Annotated in this window: 18 protein-coding genes and 1 tRNA gene; 7 read left to right on the forward strand and 12 right to left on the reverse strand. The window is 72.4% G+C overall.

What is annotated here, in order from left to right:
• Positions 1–11 precede the first annotated feature (11 nt).
• The 7 genes from JOE61_RS07735 to JOE61_RS07765 form a co-directional block, all read right to left on the reverse strand.
• Positions 12–305, reverse strand: a complete 294-nt coding sequence (locus tag JOE61_RS07735) for a metal-sensitive transcriptional regulator (RefSeq protein ID WP_193669917.1) — start codon at positions 303–305, stop codon at positions 12–14.
• A 92-nt stretch (positions 306–397) separates the two neighbouring features.
• A complete protein-coding gene (locus tag JOE61_RS07740; protein ID WP_193670032.1) occupies positions 398–589 on the reverse strand; it encodes a hypothetical protein in 192 nt (63 codons plus the stop codon).
• A 160-nt stretch (positions 590–749) separates the two neighbouring features.
• Positions 750–953: a cold-shock protein gene (locus JOE61_RS07745; RefSeq protein WP_056863399.1), complete on the reverse strand. Its 204-nt coding sequence runs from the start codon at positions 951–953 to the stop codon at positions 750–752.
• A 234-nt stretch (positions 954–1,187) separates the two neighbouring features.
• The gene (locus tag JOE61_RS07750; RefSeq protein ID WP_193669918.1) at positions 1,188–2,870 is read right to left on the reverse strand and encodes an alpha/beta hydrolase; all 1,683 of its coding nucleotides are present in this window, start codon (positions 2,868–2,870) and stop codon (positions 1,188–1,190) included.
• 17 nt (positions 2,871–2,887) lie between these two features.
• Positions 2,888–3,706, reverse strand: coding sequence for a crotonase/enoyl-CoA hydratase family protein (locus tag JOE61_RS07755; protein ID WP_193669919.1), 819 nt, complete (start codon positions 3,704–3,706; stop codon positions 2,888–2,890).
• A gap of 26 nt (positions 3,707–3,732) precedes the next feature.
• Complete coding sequence (locus JOE61_RS07760) at positions 3,733–4,500, reverse strand: crotonase/enoyl-CoA hydratase family protein (RefSeq protein ID WP_193669920.1); 768 nt, start codon at positions 4,498–4,500, stop codon at positions 3,733–3,735.
• Complete coding sequence (locus JOE61_RS07765; protein ID WP_193669921.1) at positions 4,497–6,002, reverse strand: class I adenylate-forming enzyme family protein; 1,506 nt, start codon at positions 6,000–6,002, stop codon at positions 4,497–4,499. Before JOE61_RS07765 ends, JOE61_RS07760 begins: the two co-directional genes overlap by 4 nt.
• Before the next feature lie 67 nt (positions 6,003–6,069).
• Here JOE61_RS07765 and JOE61_RS07770 point away from each other — a divergent pair, with 67 nt between their 5' ends.
• The 4 genes from JOE61_RS07770 (at position 6,070) to JOE61_RS07785 (ending at position 7,904) form a co-directional block, all read left to right on the forward strand.
• Positions 6,070–6,669, forward strand: coding sequence for a TetR/AcrR family transcriptional regulator (locus JOE61_RS07770; RefSeq protein ID WP_204797176.1), 600 nt, complete (start codon positions 6,070–6,072; stop codon positions 6,667–6,669).
• Positions 6,670–6,782: 113 nt separating this feature from the next.
• Positions 6,783–6,855: transfer RNA gene (locus tag JOE61_RS07775), tRNA-Lys, on the forward strand.
• A gap of 29 nt (positions 6,856–6,884) precedes the next feature.
• Positions 6,885–7,088 carry a hypothetical protein gene (locus tag JOE61_RS07780; protein ID WP_193669923.1) on the forward strand — a complete coding sequence of 68 codons (204 nt, stop codon included), beginning with the start codon at positions 6,885–6,887 and terminating at the stop codon, positions 7,086–7,088.
• Positions 7,089–7,169: 81 nt separating this feature from the next.
• Entirely contained in the window at positions 7,170–7,904 is a 735-nt protein-coding gene (locus tag JOE61_RS07785) for a hypothetical protein (protein ID WP_193669924.1), read from the forward strand.
• A 302-nt stretch (positions 7,905–8,206) separates the two neighbouring features.
• Here the strand turns inward: JOE61_RS07785 and JOE61_RS22435 are convergent, their stop codons facing one another.
• Positions 8,207–8,854, reverse strand: a complete 648-nt coding sequence (locus tag JOE61_RS22435; protein ID WP_193669925.1) for a helix-turn-helix transcriptional regulator — start codon at positions 8,852–8,854, stop codon at positions 8,207–8,209.
• Between the two features lie 264 nt (positions 8,855–9,118).
• Between JOE61_RS22435 and JOE61_RS07795 the strand changes: the two genes are divergently transcribed.
• Positions 9,119–10,102: an LLM class F420-dependent oxidoreductase gene (locus JOE61_RS07795; RefSeq protein ID WP_193669926.1), complete on the forward strand. Its 984-nt coding sequence runs from the start codon at positions 9,119–9,121 to the stop codon at positions 10,100–10,102.
• A gap of 100 nt (positions 10,103–10,202) precedes the next feature.
• Positions 10,203–10,886 (forward strand): HAD family hydrolase, encoded by a 684-nt coding sequence (locus JOE61_RS07800; RefSeq protein WP_193669927.1) that lies wholly within the window; start codon positions 10,203–10,205, stop codon positions 10,884–10,886.
• Here the strand turns inward: JOE61_RS07800 and JOE61_RS07805 are convergent.
• A complete protein-coding gene (locus JOE61_RS07805; RefSeq protein ID WP_193669928.1) occupies positions 10,883–11,683 on the reverse strand; it encodes a hypothetical protein in 801 nt (266 codons plus the stop codon). The two genes, JOE61_RS07800 and JOE61_RS07805, sit on opposite strands and share 4 nt — an antisense overlap.
• Positions 11,684–11,747: 64 nt before the next feature.
• Here JOE61_RS07805 and JOE61_RS07810 point away from each other — a divergent pair, with 64 nt between their 5' ends.
• Positions 11,748–12,629, forward strand: a complete 882-nt coding sequence (locus tag JOE61_RS07810) for an HhH-GPD family protein (protein ID WP_193669929.1) — start codon at positions 11,748–11,750, stop codon at positions 12,627–12,629.
• Between the two features lie 132 nt (positions 12,630–12,761).
• On the opposite strand, the gene JOE61_RS07815 is transcribed toward JOE61_RS07810, so the two are convergent.
• The 3 genes from JOE61_RS07815 to JOE61_RS07825 all read right to left on the reverse strand — a co-directional run bounded on the left by JOE61_RS07815 (position 12,762) and on the right by JOE61_RS07825 (position 17,054).
• A complete protein-coding gene (locus JOE61_RS07815; RefSeq protein ID WP_204797177.1) occupies positions 12,762–15,332 on the reverse strand; it encodes an ATP-dependent Clp protease ATP-binding subunit in 2,571 nt (856 codons plus the stop codon).
• A 180-nt stretch (positions 15,333–15,512) separates the two neighbouring features.
• Positions 15,513–15,854 (reverse strand): histone-like nucleoid-structuring protein Lsr2, encoded by a 342-nt coding sequence (locus JOE61_RS07820; RefSeq protein ID WP_193669930.1) that lies wholly within the window; start codon positions 15,852–15,854, stop codon positions 15,513–15,515.
• A gap of 408 nt (positions 15,855–16,262) precedes the next feature.
• Positions 16,263–17,054: a type III pantothenate kinase gene (locus tag JOE61_RS07825; RefSeq protein ID WP_319804363.1), complete on the reverse strand. Its 792-nt coding sequence runs from the start codon at positions 17,052–17,054 to the stop codon at positions 16,263–16,265.
• Positions 17,055–17,057: the final 3 nt, after the last annotated feature.

Consider the following 17,057-nt stretch of genomic DNA (forward strand, 5'->3'; position numbering starts at 1 on the left):
GCGGTACTCCTTCAGGACTTCACGAGTCGGGTGATAGCGGCGACGGCCTCGTCGATCTTGGCGCGCCCCTCGGCCTCGCCGGCCCGGGCGGCGTCGGCGACGCAGTGGTGCATGTGCTCGTCGAGCAGGCCCAGCGAGACCGACTGCAGGGCCTTCGTCATCGCCGAGACCTGGGTCAGGATGTCGATGCAGTACTGCTCCTCCTCGACCATCCGCTGCAGGCCGCGGGCCTGGCCCTCGATGCGGCGCAGTCGGGCGAGGTAGTCGTCCTTGCGGTGCAGGTACCCGTGCTGGTGCTCAACCATGACCATAGGGTACCCCCCTAGGGTAGGAAAGCAACAGAGAAGAAGCCCGGCGCCGCAGGGCCGCTTCGGGGCCGGCGCTGCGGGGCCGGGCGTCAGGAGGCGTCGCGGTGCAGCGCGACGCCGAGGATGTCGTCGATCTCGGGCTGGCTGAGGTGCTCCTCGGACTCCGAGGCCGCGATGATCAGGTTGGTGGTCAGCTCGACCTCCCCGAGCAGGTCGGAGTCCTCGAGCGAGACGTCGAACTGGTCGTGCACTCTTCCTCCGCTCAGCTCGTGGATGTCCATCGCCATCCAGACTGCCCGACGCACGGGCCGGACAAACCCCCGCGGCCCACATTCTGTGCCAAAACTCAGCAAGACGCGCGCCGGACACGACGAAGGCCCCACCCGTCACCGGGTGGGGCCTCGTCATGGTGCTACCGGCTAGGAGCCGGCGACGTCCTGGTCAGACGGGACGAACGTTCTCCGCCTGCGGGCCCTTGGGGCCCTGCGTGACGTCGAACTCGACCTTCTGGTTCTCGTCCAGGGACTTGTAGCCCTGGGTCTGGATCGCCGAGTAGTGCACGAAGACGTCGTCGCCGCCGTCCTCCTGCGCAATGAAGCCGAAACCCTTCTCGGCGTTGAACCACTTAACGGTGCCCTGTGCCATGTGCTTGGTACTCCTTAGTCAAAGCGAGGACCGTCACTTCGACGGCCCGGCAAACTTGATGCGGTGACACGTCGCTCCGACTTGCTTTGACCTTGGCAGGACCCGTACAAGCTGAAACGCCGTTGGATCACAAACTCCGCTGGCGTCGACCTGCTGGAACTTGCATCTGTTGCTGAGCCACACACTACCGCGCCCACCCCGTCTGCAAACCAATCGCGGGCGACTTTTTGTGGATCAGGGCGTGAACGGCTCCCGTTCGCGCTCGCAGAAGACGTCCGCACCGGGCGTGCGTGCGGTGCTCAGCACCGCTCGCACGACGCTGGTGGCGCACTCGTTGGTGCCGGTGGCGACGTGGCCGGTCTCACCCGTGGTGACCAGCCGCGAGCCCGGCATCAGCTCCTGCAGCGCCAGCGCGCCGCTCAGCGGGGTGGCCGGGTCGTGGCGGTTGCTGACCACCAGCAGCCGCTCGGCGTCCGGCATTGTGAACGGGCCGCGGTAGGCGTCCTCGCCCGAGCCCGGCCAGGCCGCGCAGGCCGAGGAGCTCCACGACCACAGCGGGCCGAAGTCGCCGCCCGCGGCGCGGGTGCGCTCGGCGTTCTCGACCCAGGCGCCGGTGTCGGTGGGGTTGAGCCCGTCGGAGCACAGCACCCCGTGGAAGCTGCCGTCGATCCACACGCGCGAGCCGGCGCGGCGCTGCCCGGTGACGGTGGGGGCGGCGGAGTACGGGCCGGGGAACGGCGAGCGGGCCAGCTGCTCGCGCACCTGGCGCACGGTGCGGGCCAGCGACGCGGCGGCCTCGGCCGGCTCGCCGGAGAGCGGGCGTCCGCCGGTGCGGGCGAGGCGACGCTCGGCGCGGAAGGCGAAGTCGGCGATGAAGGCGACGTCGCCGCCGTAGAGCATGCCGAGCGTCGAGCCCACGAAGTCGGAGTAGGACAGCCCGATGCGGCGCCCGGCCGCACGGTCGCCGCGCAGCCGGGCCGCGACGGCGTCCCAGCGGCCCAGCGCGTCGCCGGCCAGCCGGCAGCTGCTCCGCCCGGCGGCGTCGCACTCGGCGAGGCCGGCGACCAGGGCGTCCCGGGCGCCGACCTCGCTGCCCAGCCGCCCGCTGGAGGGCAGGCTGGAGCCGGGGGTGCCGTCGGGCAGGTCGCGGCCGGTGGTCCAGGCCACCGGGTCGAGCACGCCGTCGACGACCGCCACGCGCACGGTCTCGGGGAACAGCGAGACCCAGGTCGCGCCCAGCACCGAGCCGTAGGAGGCGCCGAAGAAGCTCGCCTGCTCGTCGCCCAGCGCCTGGCGCGCCAGGTCCATGTCGCGCGCCGTGTCGGCGGTGCTCATGTGGTCGACGATCCGCTTCTTGGCGCACAGGCGCTGCTCGGTGGCGTCGAAGGCCAGCCAGTCGCGCCGCTGGGGGCGGGTGTCGGGGAAGGCCACGCGCGGGTACGACGCGTCGCTGCGCCCGCGGCAGAGCAGACCGCTGCTGCCGCCGACGCCCCGCGGGTCGATGCCGACGACGTCGAAGCGGTTGCGGACCTGGGGGCCGAGCAGCCTGGCGGCGTACGGCGCGAAGCCGGCCGCGCCGCCGCCGGGCCCGCCGGGGTTGACGAAGACCGCACCGATGCGCCGGGCCGGCTTGCGGGCCGGGACCCGCGCCACCTCGAGGTCGATGCTGGCGCCGTCGGGCTCGTCGTGGTCGAGCGGGACGGACATCCGCCCGCAGTCGAGGCGTCCGCAGTCGCGCCAGCGGATGGTCGGTGCGTCGGGGGCCGCCGACGCACGGACGGCGGCGGCCGCTGCGGGCGTCGAGGGCGCAGAGGGCGCGGAGGAGGCCGGCGCGGTGGCCAGCGTGGCGAGCAGGGGGACCGAGACCGCGAGCGCTGCCACCAAGGAGGCGGCGCGGCGGGGAGTGAGCGTCTTCACCCGAGGAGTATGAGTGCCTAGCGGCGGGTGCGCTCCACGAACGCCTGCACCGCGTCGGTGTGGGCCTGGGTGTGATGGGAGATCGCCTGCATCGCCGCGCTCAGCTCCAGGACGCCCTCGAGGTCGCGCTGCTGGGACTCCTGGATGAGCTTCTTGGCCATCCGGGTGGCGTGCGGCGGGTTCTTGGCGACCCGGGCGGCCAGGTCGCGGGCGGCGTCGAGGAGCTCCTCGGGCTCGACGACGCGCGAGACCATCCCCCACTCCAGGGCGGTGGCGGCGTCGACGCGGTCGCCGGTCAGCGCCATCTCCGCGGCCCGGGCGGGCCCGATCGCGCGGGTCAGGAACCACGCTCCCCCGTCGCCGGGGATGATCCCCAGCTGCACGAAGGACTCGGCGAAGAACGCCTTGGTGGAGGCGATGCGCAGGTCGCACATCATCGCCAGGTCGCAGCCCGCGCCGACCGCGGGGCCGTTGACGGCCGCGATGAACGGCACCTCGCAGCGGCGCAGCGCCAGCGGGATCTGCTGGATGCCGTGCCGGTAGCCGTTGCGCTGCTCGTACGGCGCCCCCGAGAACATCCCGCGCCGCTCGGCCATCTCGTGCACGTTGCCACCGGCCGAGAAGGCCGACCCGGCGCCGGTCAGGATGACCGCCCGCACGTCGCCGTCGCGGTCGACGCGGGCGGTGTGCTCGACGAACGCCGCGACCACGTCGGGCCCCGAGATCGGGTTGCGGGTCTCGGGCAGGTCGATCGTCCAGGTCTCGACGTGGCCGTCGCGCTCGACGCGCAGGGGGCCCTCGTGGGTGGTCGTGGCCTCGGGTCCGGTGCTGGTCATGGCCGCACCCTAGTGGCGCGTCGTCGTCAGATGTCCTCGAACGAGCCGCCGCGACCCCTGCCCGCCGCGAACCGGCCCGCGCCCGCGACCCCGTCGGCCTCGAGCGAGACCAGGCCGATGGCGAGCTCGCGCCGCATCGCCGCCTCCTCGGTGTCGCCCCACTGGGCGCGCGCCGAGCGGAGGTCGCCACGCAGGCAGGTCTGCGGCATCCGCGCGATCTCGTGGGCCAGCGCCGTGGCGGCTGCCCGGGCGGTGCCGGCGGGCACCACCCGGTTGACCAGGCCCAGCTCGAGCGCCTCCCGCGCACCCACGGCCCGGCCGGTGAGGATCAGGTCCATCGCGCGGCCGTGGCCGATCAGGCGGGGCAGCCGCACCGTCCCACCGTCGATGAGCGGGACGCCCCAGCGCCGGCAGAAGACACCGAGGACGGCGTCCTCGTCGGCCACCCGCAGGTCGCACCACACGGCGAGCTCGAGGCCGCCCGCGACCGCGTGCCCGTGCACCGCCGCGACCACCGGCTTCGAGAGCTCCATCCGGGTCGGGCCCATCGGCCCGTCGCCCTCGGGCGAGACCCGGTTGCTCTCGGCGGTGCCGACCGCCTTCAGGTCGGCCCCGGCGCAGAACGACGGCCCGTCGCCGGCCAGCACCGCGACCTTCGCCTCCGACTCCTCGAAGTCGCGGAAGGCCTGCGCCAGCTCGTCGGCCATCGAGCGCCCGACCGCGTTGTGCCGCTCGGGGCGGCTCATCACGATCGTGGTGACGTCGCCGTCGGTCTCGACGCGCACGTCGCTCATCGCGCCTGCTCCCACAGCGGCTCGCGCAGCGCGCGGCGCAGGATCTTGCCCACCGCCGACTTCGGGATCGCCTCGACGAACTGCACCGTCTTGGGGGCCTTGTGCGTGGCGATCCGGGCCCGGACGTGCTCGACCAGCTCGGCCTCGGAGGCGCTGGCGCCGTCGCGGAGGGCGACGAAGGCGGTGACCGCCTCGACCCAGGTGGCGTCGGGCGCGCCGACGACGGCGCACTCGGCGACCGCCGGGTGCGAGGCGAGCGCGTCCTCGGCCTCGCGGGGGTACACGTTGTAGCCGCCGGTGACGATCATGTCGCTGGTGCGGTCGACCAGGTGCAGGTAGCCCCGCTCGTCGAAGCGGGCCAGGTCGCGGGTGCGCAGCCAGCCGTCGTCGCTCAGCGACGCCGCGTTGAGGCCGTCGGCCTCGAAGTAGCCCTGCATCTGGAACGGGGCCCGCAGCGAGATCTCGCCGATCTCGCCCGGCCCGACCGGCGCGCCGTCCTCGTCGAGCAGTCGGATCTCGACGTCGGTGGCGGGCCTGCCGCAGGCGCTCCACAGGCTCGGGTCGGCGTGGGCGTGCTCGTCGAGCACCGCGATGCACAGCGGCGCCTCGGTCTGCCCGTAGTACTGGGTCAGGATCGGCCCGAAGACCTCGATGGAGCGCTCCAGCACCGGCCTCGGCATCGGGCTGGCGCCGTAGATCACCTTGCGCAGCGAGGAGAGGTCGGCCCCCTCCAGGACGCCGGTGCTGTGCAGCATCGCGAACATCGTCGGCACCAGGTTGATCTCGGTGGCGCGGTGCTTGGCGATGGCGGCCACGAAGGACGCGGGCTCGAAGCCGGGCAGGATCGCCGAGGCGGCGCCCCGCACCCAGTAGGGCAGCACGAAGGTGCCGCTGGCGTGGATGAGCGAGGCCGCGTGCAGCATCACCGAGTCGGGCTGGGGGTCGAGCACGTTGGCCAGGATGTTGGTGCAGATCGCCCCGTAGGTGCCCTGGGTGTGCACGACCGCCTTGAGCTTCCCGGTCGTGCCGGAGGTGTAGAGCAGCAGCGTCGGGTCGTCCTCGCAGAGGGCCACCTCGGGCTCCGCGACGGCCTCGGCCACCGGGGCCACCAGGTCGTCGAGCGAGAACGCACGCAGGCCGGGGACGCGCTCGACGAGCTCGGCGGCGCGGGGCGACAGGGCGGCGTCGGCCACCACGACCGTGGCGTGCGAGCCGGCGAGCATGTCGGCGTGCTCGTCGAGGGAGAGGCGGGCGTTGAGGGGCACGCGCACCAGGCCGGCCTTGATCGAGGCGAACTCCATCGGCACCGAGTGCAGCCCGTTGCCGACCAGCAGCGCGACGTGGGTCCCCTTGCCGACGCCGTGGCCGCGCAGGTGGTGGGCGATGAGGTTCGCGCGGGCGTCCACCTCGGCGTAGGTCAGCGAGTCGTCGCCCACCAGGACCGCGGTGCGGTCGGGGAAGGCGGCTGCTCCGCGGCGGACAAGGCTGGCGGCCAGCACCATGGGGTTCTCCTCGGTTCGTCAGCAAAACAGTCCAAATGGTCTGTTTCCGGTCTGCGAGGATCGTGCCGTGGAACCCGAGCGCCGTCAATCACGCGCCCTGCGCACCCGCGACCTGGTGCTCTCGGCCGCGGTCGAGGTGATGGTCGAGCACGGGTACGCCGGCCTGACCATGCAGCGCGTGCAGACCCGCGCCGGCGTGACCCGCGGGGCGCTGACCCACCACTTCTCCTCGATGCGCGAGCTCGCCGTCGCGGCCGTCGACCACGTCGCCCGCGCCCAGGGCGCCGAGATCCAGGGCGCCGTGGGCACCGCCGACCCGACGGCGCTCATCGACGTGCTCCACGAGGTCACGCGGCGCCCGACGTACGTCGCCGGGCTGGAGCTGTGGGTCGCAGCCCGCACCGACCCGGCCCTGCGCGAGGCGCTGGGGCCCGGCGCGCGCGAGCTGGCCCGCCAGCTCAGGGAGCCCCTCCTGGGCCGGGTCGGTGACCTCGACGACGAGCGCCTCGAGGTGTTCGGCGACGGGCTGCTCTCGCTGCTGCGCGGGCTGGCCATCGGTGGCGTGCTGCGCGACCGGCCGGCCCTGGAGAAGGCGGTGCTGCAGGCCTGGCTCGTGGCCTTCGGGGCCGACCTGCAGCCCGTGCCGTCGAGCAGCGCCCCGGGCTGAGCGCCGTACCCACGACAGGGCGCGGGGCTCTCCTCGCGGCCCGACGCGGCGGTCTGGGATACTCGCCGCGCGGACCGGTCCGGCCGTCGGGAGACCCGGCGGAGGCGGTCCTCGGGCCTCTAGCTCAATTGGCAGAGCAGGAGACTTTTAATCTCTTGGTTGTGGGTTCGAGTCCCACGGGGCCCACTCGACCAGCGCCGCCGTAGGCTGTGCGCATGGACCTCCCGGAGCACGTCGCCGTCTGCGACGTCTGCTTCGCCTGCGTCCCCCGGGCGCTGATGTACTTCCACCGCGAGTGGCACGACGCCCTCACCGGCACAGCTCGGCGAGCACGTGATCTCGACGTGCTGGACATCCTCCCGACCGTCTCGGTGCCGGGCCCGGCGGACCGGCCCGCAGCCCGACCGGTGAACCGGTAGGCCCACCCCTTCGCAGGTGTGCGCCCGCCCGCGGCGGGGTACCCGTGCCGGTGAGACCGAGCACGGAGGTGGCAACCGACGATGACCGACGAGCGAACCCCCGACCGCACGACCGACGACCAGGAACCGCACTTCAGCGGGCCCACGCACACGGTGCACACCCGGTGGACGTGGGCCAGCCTGCTGGTGCTGCTCGCCGGGGTGGTGGTGCTGGGGATCGGCGTGATCCTGCTCGACCTCCTCGTCGGCACCATCGGCGGCGTGCTGCTGGCCGCCGGGGCGGTGGGCGCCTGGCGCAGCGGCCTGATGTGGGACGTCGACACCGGCTCCTCCCCCGCCGACCTGGTCAGCAGCGAGAGCGAGACCGTCGAGCGGCCCGGCGCCGGCACCCACCAGGACGACGAGGCGACGGCCGAGCACGCCGAGGAGACCACCGACGACGTACGCCGCCGCCTCGCGGACCGGCGCGGCACCCGGCTCAACCTGGTGCCCGTGGGCGCCCTGCTGGTGCTGCTCGCCGGCGCGTGGCTCGCCCTCTCGCAGTGGGTCCTCTACCCCGAGACGCCTGACGGGCGCGTGGGCACCTGGCGGGCGATGGGCGGCGGGGTGGTGCTGCTCCTGGTCGGGCTGTGGCTCCTGCAGCACGGCCGGACCCTGGTCGCCACCGCGATCGCCCTCGTCACCGGCGCGGTGCTGGTCCTGCTGGGCATCATCGGGGCGCACGACACCCAGACCACCGTCGCCAGCGAGATCGTCTCCGGCGCGGTGGCGGTGCTGGGCGCCCTGGTCAGCCTCGACCCGCGTCGACGACGCTGAGGGCCCTTCGAGCCCTGGGAGCCCGGAGACCGGTGCGAGATCCGTCCGGCTCGGGAGGATTAGGAGGCGTCGAGCCGGGGAAGAAGACCACCAGGCGGGCACGGACCGCCCCACAACGACAGAACGGTGGGCCCCGTTAGGGTCGGGGCCCACCGCCTGCGTCGCGGCCACGAGGGCCGCGGACACGTATCGAAATCACCCGGCGCTGGTGATGCATCACCCGGTCGAGGAGTGTCCTCGTACGTTCGCGGAGGAGAGTAGCAAACTTCTGCGCGCCTGCAGGTCCTCCTGCAGATTTTTCCTCAGACGCCGGCCGTCTCGCGCTCGCTGAGCGGCGCGAGGCCGTGCTCCATCCCCCACGCCACCGCCTGGGCACGCCGGGTGACCGCGATCTTGCGGTAGGCCGCCCGGATGTAGGTCTTGACCGAGTTGATGCTCAGGTAGAGCTGCGCGCCGATCTCGGAGTTCGTCAGGCCCTGGGTGACCAGGGCCAGGATCTCGGCCTCGCGGGGCGTCAGCTCGACATCGACGCCCGAGGCCCGCGAGACGATGCTCAGCGGGCCGGGGTCGGCCGGCATCCGGCGCCGCGCGACCATCTCGCCACCGTCGTGCAGCGACTCCAGCGCCGCGACCAGGTCGGAGGCCGGCAGCGCCTTGGACAGGTGGCCGGCGAAGGAACCGCGCAGCTCGCCCTCCTGGTCGCGCCAGGAGTAGACGACGGCCTGCTTCTGCGAGGCGCGCACCAGGTCGCGCAGCATCCCCTGGGTGGTCGGCGACTGACGCACCGGCTCGTAGAGGATCACGTCGACCGCGGACGGCTTGTTCATCGCCGTGCGCAGCTCGAGCAGGTTCACGCGTCCTGAGAAGGGGGCGAGGAGCGCCCGGAGACCCACGACGGACACCTCGAAGTTGTCGATGAGGGCCACGCGGACAGGACGAGAGGTAGACACGTCCTCGAACGTACTGCTCCGCCGCCCCCACGCCGAGCCCACGAGGGCACCTTTCACCCGCGGAGGTGAGGTTTTCGGGCGCGCTCGTCGATCTGTGGAGGCCCTGTCCAAGGTTCGGGGCCTGCCCCGTGCCGTCCGGCGCCCCCGCTGCGTCGTACGGCGTCACACATGGTGCCTGCTCCCGGGCCCGTTCGCCGGGAATCACGCGAAACCGGTCCTACCGGGTGAGCAGCCGCCCCCCGCGCCGTTCCTAGCGTCGGTGGCATGCGATTCGGGTACACGTTGATGACCGAGCAGAGCGGACCTCGAGAGCTGGTGCGCTACGCCGCCGCCGCGGAGCGGGCCGGCTTCGACTTCGAGGTCTCCAGCGACCACTTCAGCCCCTGGCTCACCGAGCAGGGCCACGCGCCGTACGCCTGGTCGATGCTCGGCGCGGTCAGCCAGGTCACCGAGCGGGTGGAGCTGATGACCTACATCACCTGCCCCACGATGAGGTACCACCCGGCCGTGGTGGCCCAGAAGGCCGCGACCATGGGGGTGCTCACCGAGGGCCGCTTCACCCTCGGGCTGGGCAGCGGCGAGAACCTCAACGAGCACACCATCGGGCACGGGTGGCCGGCCGTCGACACCCGCCAGTCGATGCTGGTCGAGGCCCTCGAGATCATCCGCGCCCTGCACGCCGGCGACCTCGTCACCTACCGAGGCGAGCACTTCGACGTCGACTCCTCCCGCATCTGGGACCTGCCCGACGAGCCGGTGCGCCTCGCGCTGGCGGTGGCCGGCGACAAGGGCGTGCAGCGCTTCGCCCCGCTCGCCGACGACCTGATCGCCGTCGAGCCCGACCCCGACCTGGTCAGCTCCTGGAACGGCGTCGACGGCGCCCCCCGCATCGGTGACGGCGCCCGGGCGATCGGCCAGATCCCCATCTGCTGGGACCCCGACGAGGACGCCGCCCGCGAGCGGGCGCACGCGCAGTTCCGCTGGTTCGCCGGCGGCTGGAAGGTCAACGCCGACCTGCCGACCACCTCCGGGTTCGCCGGGGCGACCCAGTTCGTGCGCCCCGAGGACGTCGCCGAGAACATCCCCTGCGGCCCCGACCTCGACAAGATCGTCGAGGCCGTCTCCGCCTTCAAGGACGCCGGCTTCACCGACGTCGCCCTGGTGCAGGTCGGCGACGAGCAGCAGCAGCGCTTCCTCGACGAGGCCGCCGAGCCGCTGCTGGCCAAGCTGCGCGACCGGCTGGGCTGAGGCGACGAGGGGCCGGCTGTGGCGAGCTGAGGCGGCGTACGCCGCACCCACGCCCCTCGGGGTGAAGGCGCATCGGCGCTCGCGTGCGACGGTGGCCCCCATGACTTCCCACGACGCCGGCATCGACACCGTCCTGCTCGACCTCGACGGCACGCTCGTCGACTCGGTCTACCAGCACACCGCCGCCTGGCGCGCCGCCTTCCGCGACGTCGGGGTCGACGTGGCGTCCCACCGCCTGCACCGCTCGATCGGGATGGGCGGCGACCGCCTGGTCACCGCGGTGGCGGGCGAGAGCGTCGAGAACGCCGTGGGCGACGAGGTGCGGGCCCGCCACAAGGAGCACCTCGACGAGCGCTTCCACGAGATCGTGGCCACCGACGGCGCCGTCGAGCTGCTGGAGGAGCTGCGCACCCGCGGCTTCACCCTGGTGCTGGCCAGCTCGGCCGACAAGGAGCTCAGCGAGCGGCTGCTCGAGGTCGTCGAGGGCGCCGCACCCCTGCTGCACGACCGGGTCGCCGGCGGCGACGCCGACGAGTCGAAGCCGGCGCCGAACCTGGTCGAGGTCGCGCTCGGCTCCGTCTCCCCCGACCGTGCGGTGATGCTCGGCGACACGGTGTGGGACGTCGAGTCGGCGGCGCGCGCCGGGGTCGCGTGCCTGGGCCTGCGCACCGGCGGCATCAGCACCGCCGAGCTGCTCGAGGCCGGCGCCGCCAGCGTCCACGACACCCCCCGCGACCTGCTCGAGCACCTCGACGAGACGCTCCTGGGGCGTTCGCAGGGCTAGTCGCGGTCCTGCTTCCTCTTCTTCTTGTCGTCGCCCTCGGGCTCGGGCGAGGCGGTGATGGTGGGCGCCACGGGCAACACCAGCTCGAACTGCACGTCGCGCGCCTCACCGCCTAGCGCAGCCGCAGTGACGTGGTAGAACCCGGCCTTCGCCCATTCGGTAAACCTGGTGCACCCCTCGTCGGAACGTTGCGAGCTCCACGCGACCTCGACCGTCGTGGTGCCCTCGTTGCGCAGCACGACCTCCTGGGTCGGCACCGCCTTCGGGCACTGCCGGCTGGTCCAGATCTCGTCGGGCCCCGAGGTGATCTTCATGGTCAGCGCGCTGGGCGAGACCTCCCACGTGCAGGCCACCGCGTCGCGGGTGCGCAGCTCGAGCCCGATGGTCACGCTGCGCCCGGCCACCGCGGACCCGACGACGGGCTCGACCCGCACGTCGCTGGCCACGCACGTGCCGACCGGCTCGGGGGGCGCAGCGGCCTTGGCCTTCTTCTTGCCCTTCTTCGAGCCCTGGCCGCCGGACTGCCCGCTCCCCTGCCCGGTGCCGTCACCGGCGGTCGCGGCGGCGTCGCTGGTCGGCAGCACCGACGAGGGGGCGACCTGCCCCGACGTCTCCTCGGTCTCCGCCGTCGTCTCGGCCGAGCTCTGCACGAGCTGCTCCTCGGCGGTGTCCTCGTCGCCGCCGAGCCCGAGCAGCCGGGCGGCGCCGAGGACGAGGAACAGGGCCACCAGCGCCACGACCAGACGTCGGCGCCAGTAGACCGCGGGCGCGTGGGGTCCCCGGGTCATGGTGCTCATGGGGCGTCAATCTAGCCAGCATGGTCGGGGGTCTCGGCGAGGCGCTCCGAGGCCCTGGCGGAGAATGTCACCGATGCCCACCAGCGACCTGCACGCCCCGATCCTGGACTGGTACGACGAGCACCAGCGCGACCTGCCCTGGCGTCGGCCGGAGGCCTCGCCGTGGTCGGTGCTGGTCTCCGAGCTGATGCTGCAGCAGACCCCGGTCGCGCGGGTGCTGCCGGTGCACGAGACCTGGCTCGAGCGCTGGCCCACCCCGGCCGACCTGGCCGCCGAGCCCACCGGCGAGGCGGTGCGGGCCTGGGGCCGGCTGGGCTACCCCCGCCGGGCGCTGCGGCTGCACGCGGCCGCCACCGCGATCGTCGCCGAGCACGGCGGGCAGGTGCCCTCCGGTTACGACGACCTGCTGGCCCTGCCCGGGGTCGGCGACTACACCGCGGCGGCGGTGGCCAGCTTCGCCTTCGGGCGCCGTCACGTCGTGCTCGACACCAACGTGCGCCGGGTGCTGGCCCGCGCCGTCGGCCGCTCCGAGCTGCCCGGCCGCTCGCTGACCCGCGCCGAGCGCGACGCCGCCGCGGCCCTGGTGCCCGACGACGCCGCCACCGCGGCCACCTGGGCGGTCGCGGTGATGGAGCTCGGCGCGCTGGTCTGCACCGCCACCGGCCCGCGCTGCGAGGCCTGCCCGGTCGCCGAGCAGTGCGCGTGGCGCCTGGCCGGCCACCCGGCGTACGACGGCCCGCCGCGGCGCGCGCAGGCCTGGGACGGCACCGACCGGCAGTGCCGGGGCCGGCTGATGGCGGTGCTGCGCGAGAGCCACGCGCCGGTGCACCGCTCGGCGCTGGAGGCGACCTGGCCCGACGAGGAGCAGCGCACCCGCTGCCTGGCCGGCCTGGTCGCCGACCGGCTGGTCGCCCAGGTCGCGCCCGACGTCTACGCCCTGCCCTGAGGCGCGCGCGGGACGTCATACGGGCGGGACGTCCGTCCGAGCCAGAGGTATGACGTCCCGCGGCCCGGACGCACGAGTGCCCCGGACCCACCAGGGTCCGGGGCACTCGTCACGAGCCTGTGCTCAGGCGCCTCACTCGGGAGCGGGGCCACCCTTCGGCACGTCGGTCGGACCGCCGTCGTCGTCCGCACCCTCGACCGCGCCGGCGGCCTCGAGCGGCGGGACGTCGGGCAGCGCCGCGACCTTCTGGCCGGTGAAGGTGAAGGTCGCCTCGGCGCCCTCGCCCTCCACGTCGACCAGCACCAGCTGGCCGGGGCCGACCTCGCCGAAGAGCATCTTCTCGGCGAGGGTGTCCTCGATCTCGCGCTGCACCGTGCGGCGCAGCGGACGAGCACCCAGGACCGGGTCGAAGCCCCGCTCGGCCAACAGGTTCTTGGCCGTCTGCGTCAGCTCCAGGCCCATGTCGCGGTCGCGCAGCCGCAGCTCCACACCGGCGACCATGTTGTCGACCATGTGCACGATCTGCTCGCGCGAGAGCGGCGGGAAGACGATCGTCTCGTCGACACGGTTGAGGAACTCGGGCCGGAAGTGCTGCTTGAGCTCGTCGCGGACCTTGCCCTTCATCAGCTCGTAGGAGCCGGCCGCGTCGCCACCCTGGTTGAAACCGAGGTGGACCGACTTGGCGATGTCTCGGGTGCCGAGGTTGGTGGTCATGATGATGACGGTGTTCTTGAAGTCGACCACCCGACCCTGTGAATCGGTCAGACGGCCCTCCTCGAGAATCTGCAGCAGGCTGTTGAAGATGTCGGGGTGCGCCTTCTCGACCTCGTCGAAGAGCACCACCGAGAACGGCTTGCGCCGCACCTTCTCGGTCAGCTGACCGCCCTCTTCATAACCGACGTAGCCCGGAGGAGAACCGAACAGACGGCTCACCGTGTGCTTCTCGGAGAACTCGCTCATGTCGAGCTGGATCAGCGAGTCCTCGTCACCGAAGAGGAATTCGGCGAGCGACTTGGAGAGCCACGTCTTACCGACACCCGAGGGGCCGGCGAAGATGAACGAACCACCGGGACGCTTGGGGTCCTTGAGGCCGGCACGCGTACGCCGGATCGCCCGCGACAGGGCCCGGACGGCCTCGTCCTGGCCGATGACGCGCTTGTGCAGCTCGTCCTCCATCTTGAGCAGCCGCGAGGACTCCTCCTCCGACAGCTTCACGATCGGGATGCCGGTCGCCACGGCGAGCACCTCGGCGATCAGCTCCTCGTCGACCTCGGCGACCTCGTCCATGTCGCCGGCGCGCCACTGCTTCTCGCGCTCGGCCTTCTTGAGGATGAGCTGCTTCTCCTCGTCGCGCAGACGAGCGGCGGCCTCGAAGTCCTGGCCGTCGATGGCGGCCTCCTTCTTCTGCCGCACCGCGTCGATCTTGTCGTCGTACTCACGCAGGTCGGCGGGCGCGGTCATCCGGCGGATGCGCAGGCGCGAGCCGGCCTCGTCGATGAGGTCGATCGCCTTGTCGGGCAGGAACCGGTCGGAGATGTAGCGGTCGGCCAGGGTGGCGGCCGAGACCAGCGCCTCGTCGGTGATGGTCACCCGGTGGTGCGCCTCGTAGCGGTCGCGCAGGCCCTTGAGCATCTCGATGGTGTGCGCGATCGAGGGCTCGGCGACCTGGATCGGCTGGAAGCGGCGCTCGAGCGCGGCGTCCTTCTCCAGGTGCTTGCGGTACTCGTCGAGCGTGGTCGCACCGATGGTCTGCAGCTCGCCGCGGGCCAGCATCGGCTTGAGGATGCTGGCGGCGTCGATCGCGCCCTCGGCCGCGCCGGCCCCGACGAGGGTGTGGATCTCGTCGATGAACAGCACGATGTCGCCGCGGGTGCGGATCTCCTTGAGCACCTTCTTGAGGCGCTCCTCGAAGTCACCGCGGTAGCGCGAGCCGGCCACCAGCGCACCCAGGTCGAGGGTGTAGATCTGCTTGTCCTTCAGCGTCTCGGGGACGTTGCCCTTGACGATGTCGGCGGCCAGGCCCTCGACGACGGTGGTCTTGCCGACGCCGGGCTCACCGATCAGGACCGGGTTGTTCTTCGTGCGCCGCGAGAGGATCTGCATGACCCGCTCGATCTCCTGGTCACGACCGATGACCGGGTCGAGCTTGCCCTCGCGGGCGTCCTGGGTCAGGTTGCGCCCGAACTGGTCGAGCACCAGCGACGAGGACGGCGCCTCGCCGGCACCCGAGGTCGCTGCCGCGGCCGAGGCCGAGGACTCCTTGCCCTGGAAGCCCGAGAGCAGCTGGATGACCTGCTGGCGGACCCGGTTGAGGTCGGCGCCGAGCTTCTGCAGCACCTGGGCGGCCACGCCCTCACCCTCGCGGATCAGCCCGAGCAGGATGTGCTCGGTGCCGATGTAGGAGTGGCCGAGCTGGAGCGCCTCGCGCAGCGAGAGCTCGAGCACCTTCTTGGCGCGCGGGGTGAAGGGGATGTGCCCGCTGGGCGCCTGCTGGCCCTGGCCGATGATCTCCTCGACCTGGGCACGCACCGCCTCGAGCGAGATGTCGAGGCTCTCCAGCGCCTTCGCGGCCACGCCCTCGCCCTCGTGGATCAGGCCCAGCAGGATGTGCTCGGTGCCGATGTAGTTGTGGGAGAGCATGCGGGCCTCTTCCTGGGCCAGCACGACCACCCGGCGGGCTCGGTCGGTAAACCGCTCGAACATGGGCATCGCTCCTCAAGCTGTGTGGGGGATTCCCCGCCCGATCGTCGAGCGGTGGAGACATCTGTTCCAACCCCGCGACCAGCCTACGCGTTCCCCCACACGACCGAAGACCCGTCCGCTGTCAGCGAACGGGCCTCCGGGTGGTGCGGGGTGCTGCGGGGTGCTGCGGAGCGGCGCGGGTCAGTGCGCGGCGTCGTACGCCTCGCGCACCTCGCTGCTCACGCGGCCCCGCTCGGAGACCTCCATGCCCTGCTCGCGCGCCCAGTCGCGGATGTCCTTGGTGCTCGGGCCGCCCGAGGAGCCGGCGCCACCGGTCGACGCGCGACGCCCCGAGCCGCGGCGCGAGGAGGAGACCTTGCGCGCGTGGCCGACGTAGCGGGCGAACGCGTCGCGCATCTCGGCCGCGTTCTCGGCGGTCAGGTCGATCTCGTAGGAGGTGCCGTCGAGTGCGAAGGAGACGGTCTCCGATGCCTCGGTGCCGTCGAGGTCGTCCTCGAGAATGATCTGGACCTTCTGCGCCATTTGTTTTCTTCCTTGCTGTCGCTCGAACAGAGATATCGATCCCGTAGGCGTCACCGCCTAATGCGGGGCAATTGCTGCGTTTCGCCGTGCAGCATTGTGCATCATGCCATCACGTTCGTATCGCCGACAATTGACGCGGCTTTCTTTACCTGCAATTGCGACGCCACCTGAGCATCCACGAGAAAGCGTCCGTCGAATTGCAGGATCGCGCGCCGGGGAATGGCTGCGGACCGAATTGCGGCTCGAGTCGTGGTTCGGGTCGTGGCTTGGGTCGTGGTCTGAGTTGTGGCTCGACTCGTGTGCCCCAGGACGCGCCCTGGCGCGGCCAGGGACCACGACCCGGACCACGACCCAGACCACGACCCGGACCACGACCCGGACCACGACCCGAGGGGGGACCGAGGCGCGTCAGCGGTTGCGGTCGAAGACCAGGCCCAGGCCGCGCAGCGTCAGCCACGGGTCGTGCATCGTGAAGACCGAGCACTCCTCGAGCACCAGCGGGGCCAGGTGGCCGGTGGCGACCACGGTCATGTCGTCGGTGCGCACGCCGAGCTCGGCGACCATGCGGTGCACGATCCCCTCGACCTGGGCGGCGGCGCCGAAGACCATCCCCGACTGGAGCGCCTCGACGGTGTTCTTGGCGATGACCGAGCGCGGGCGCGCCAGCTCGACCTTGCGCAGCTGGGCGCCGCGCCGACCCAGCGCCTCGAGGCTGATCTCGATGCCGGGGGCGATGGCGCCGCCGACGTACTGGCCCTGGGCGCTGACCACGTCGAAGGTGGTGGCGGTGCCGCCGAAGTCGACGACCACGGCCGGGCCGGAGTGCAGGGTGGCCACGGCCAGGGCGTTGATGATGCGGTCGCTGCCGACCTCGCGCGGGTTGTCCATCAGCACCGGGATGCCGGTGCGCACCCCCGGCTCCACGACGACCCGGGGCACGTCGTCGAAGTGCGAGCCGAGCATGTCGCGCCACTCGTGCAGCACCGACGGCACCGTGGAGCAGACCGCGAGCCCCTCGATCTCGGAGGTGTGGCGCCCGAGCAGGCCGCGCAGCAGCACCGCCCACTCGTCGGCCGTACGCCGCTCGTCGGTGCCGACCCGCCAGTGGGCCAGCACGTCGTGGCCGGGCCCCTCGGCCGCGGGCTCGAGGAGCCCCAGCACCGTGTGGGCGTTGCCGATGTCGGCGGCCAGGAGCACCACGGC

The organism is Nocardioides salarius (assembly GCF_016907435.1).
Taxonomy (GTDB): Bacteria; Actinomycetota; Actinomycetes; order Propionibacteriales; family Nocardioidaceae; genus Nocardioides; species Nocardioides salarius.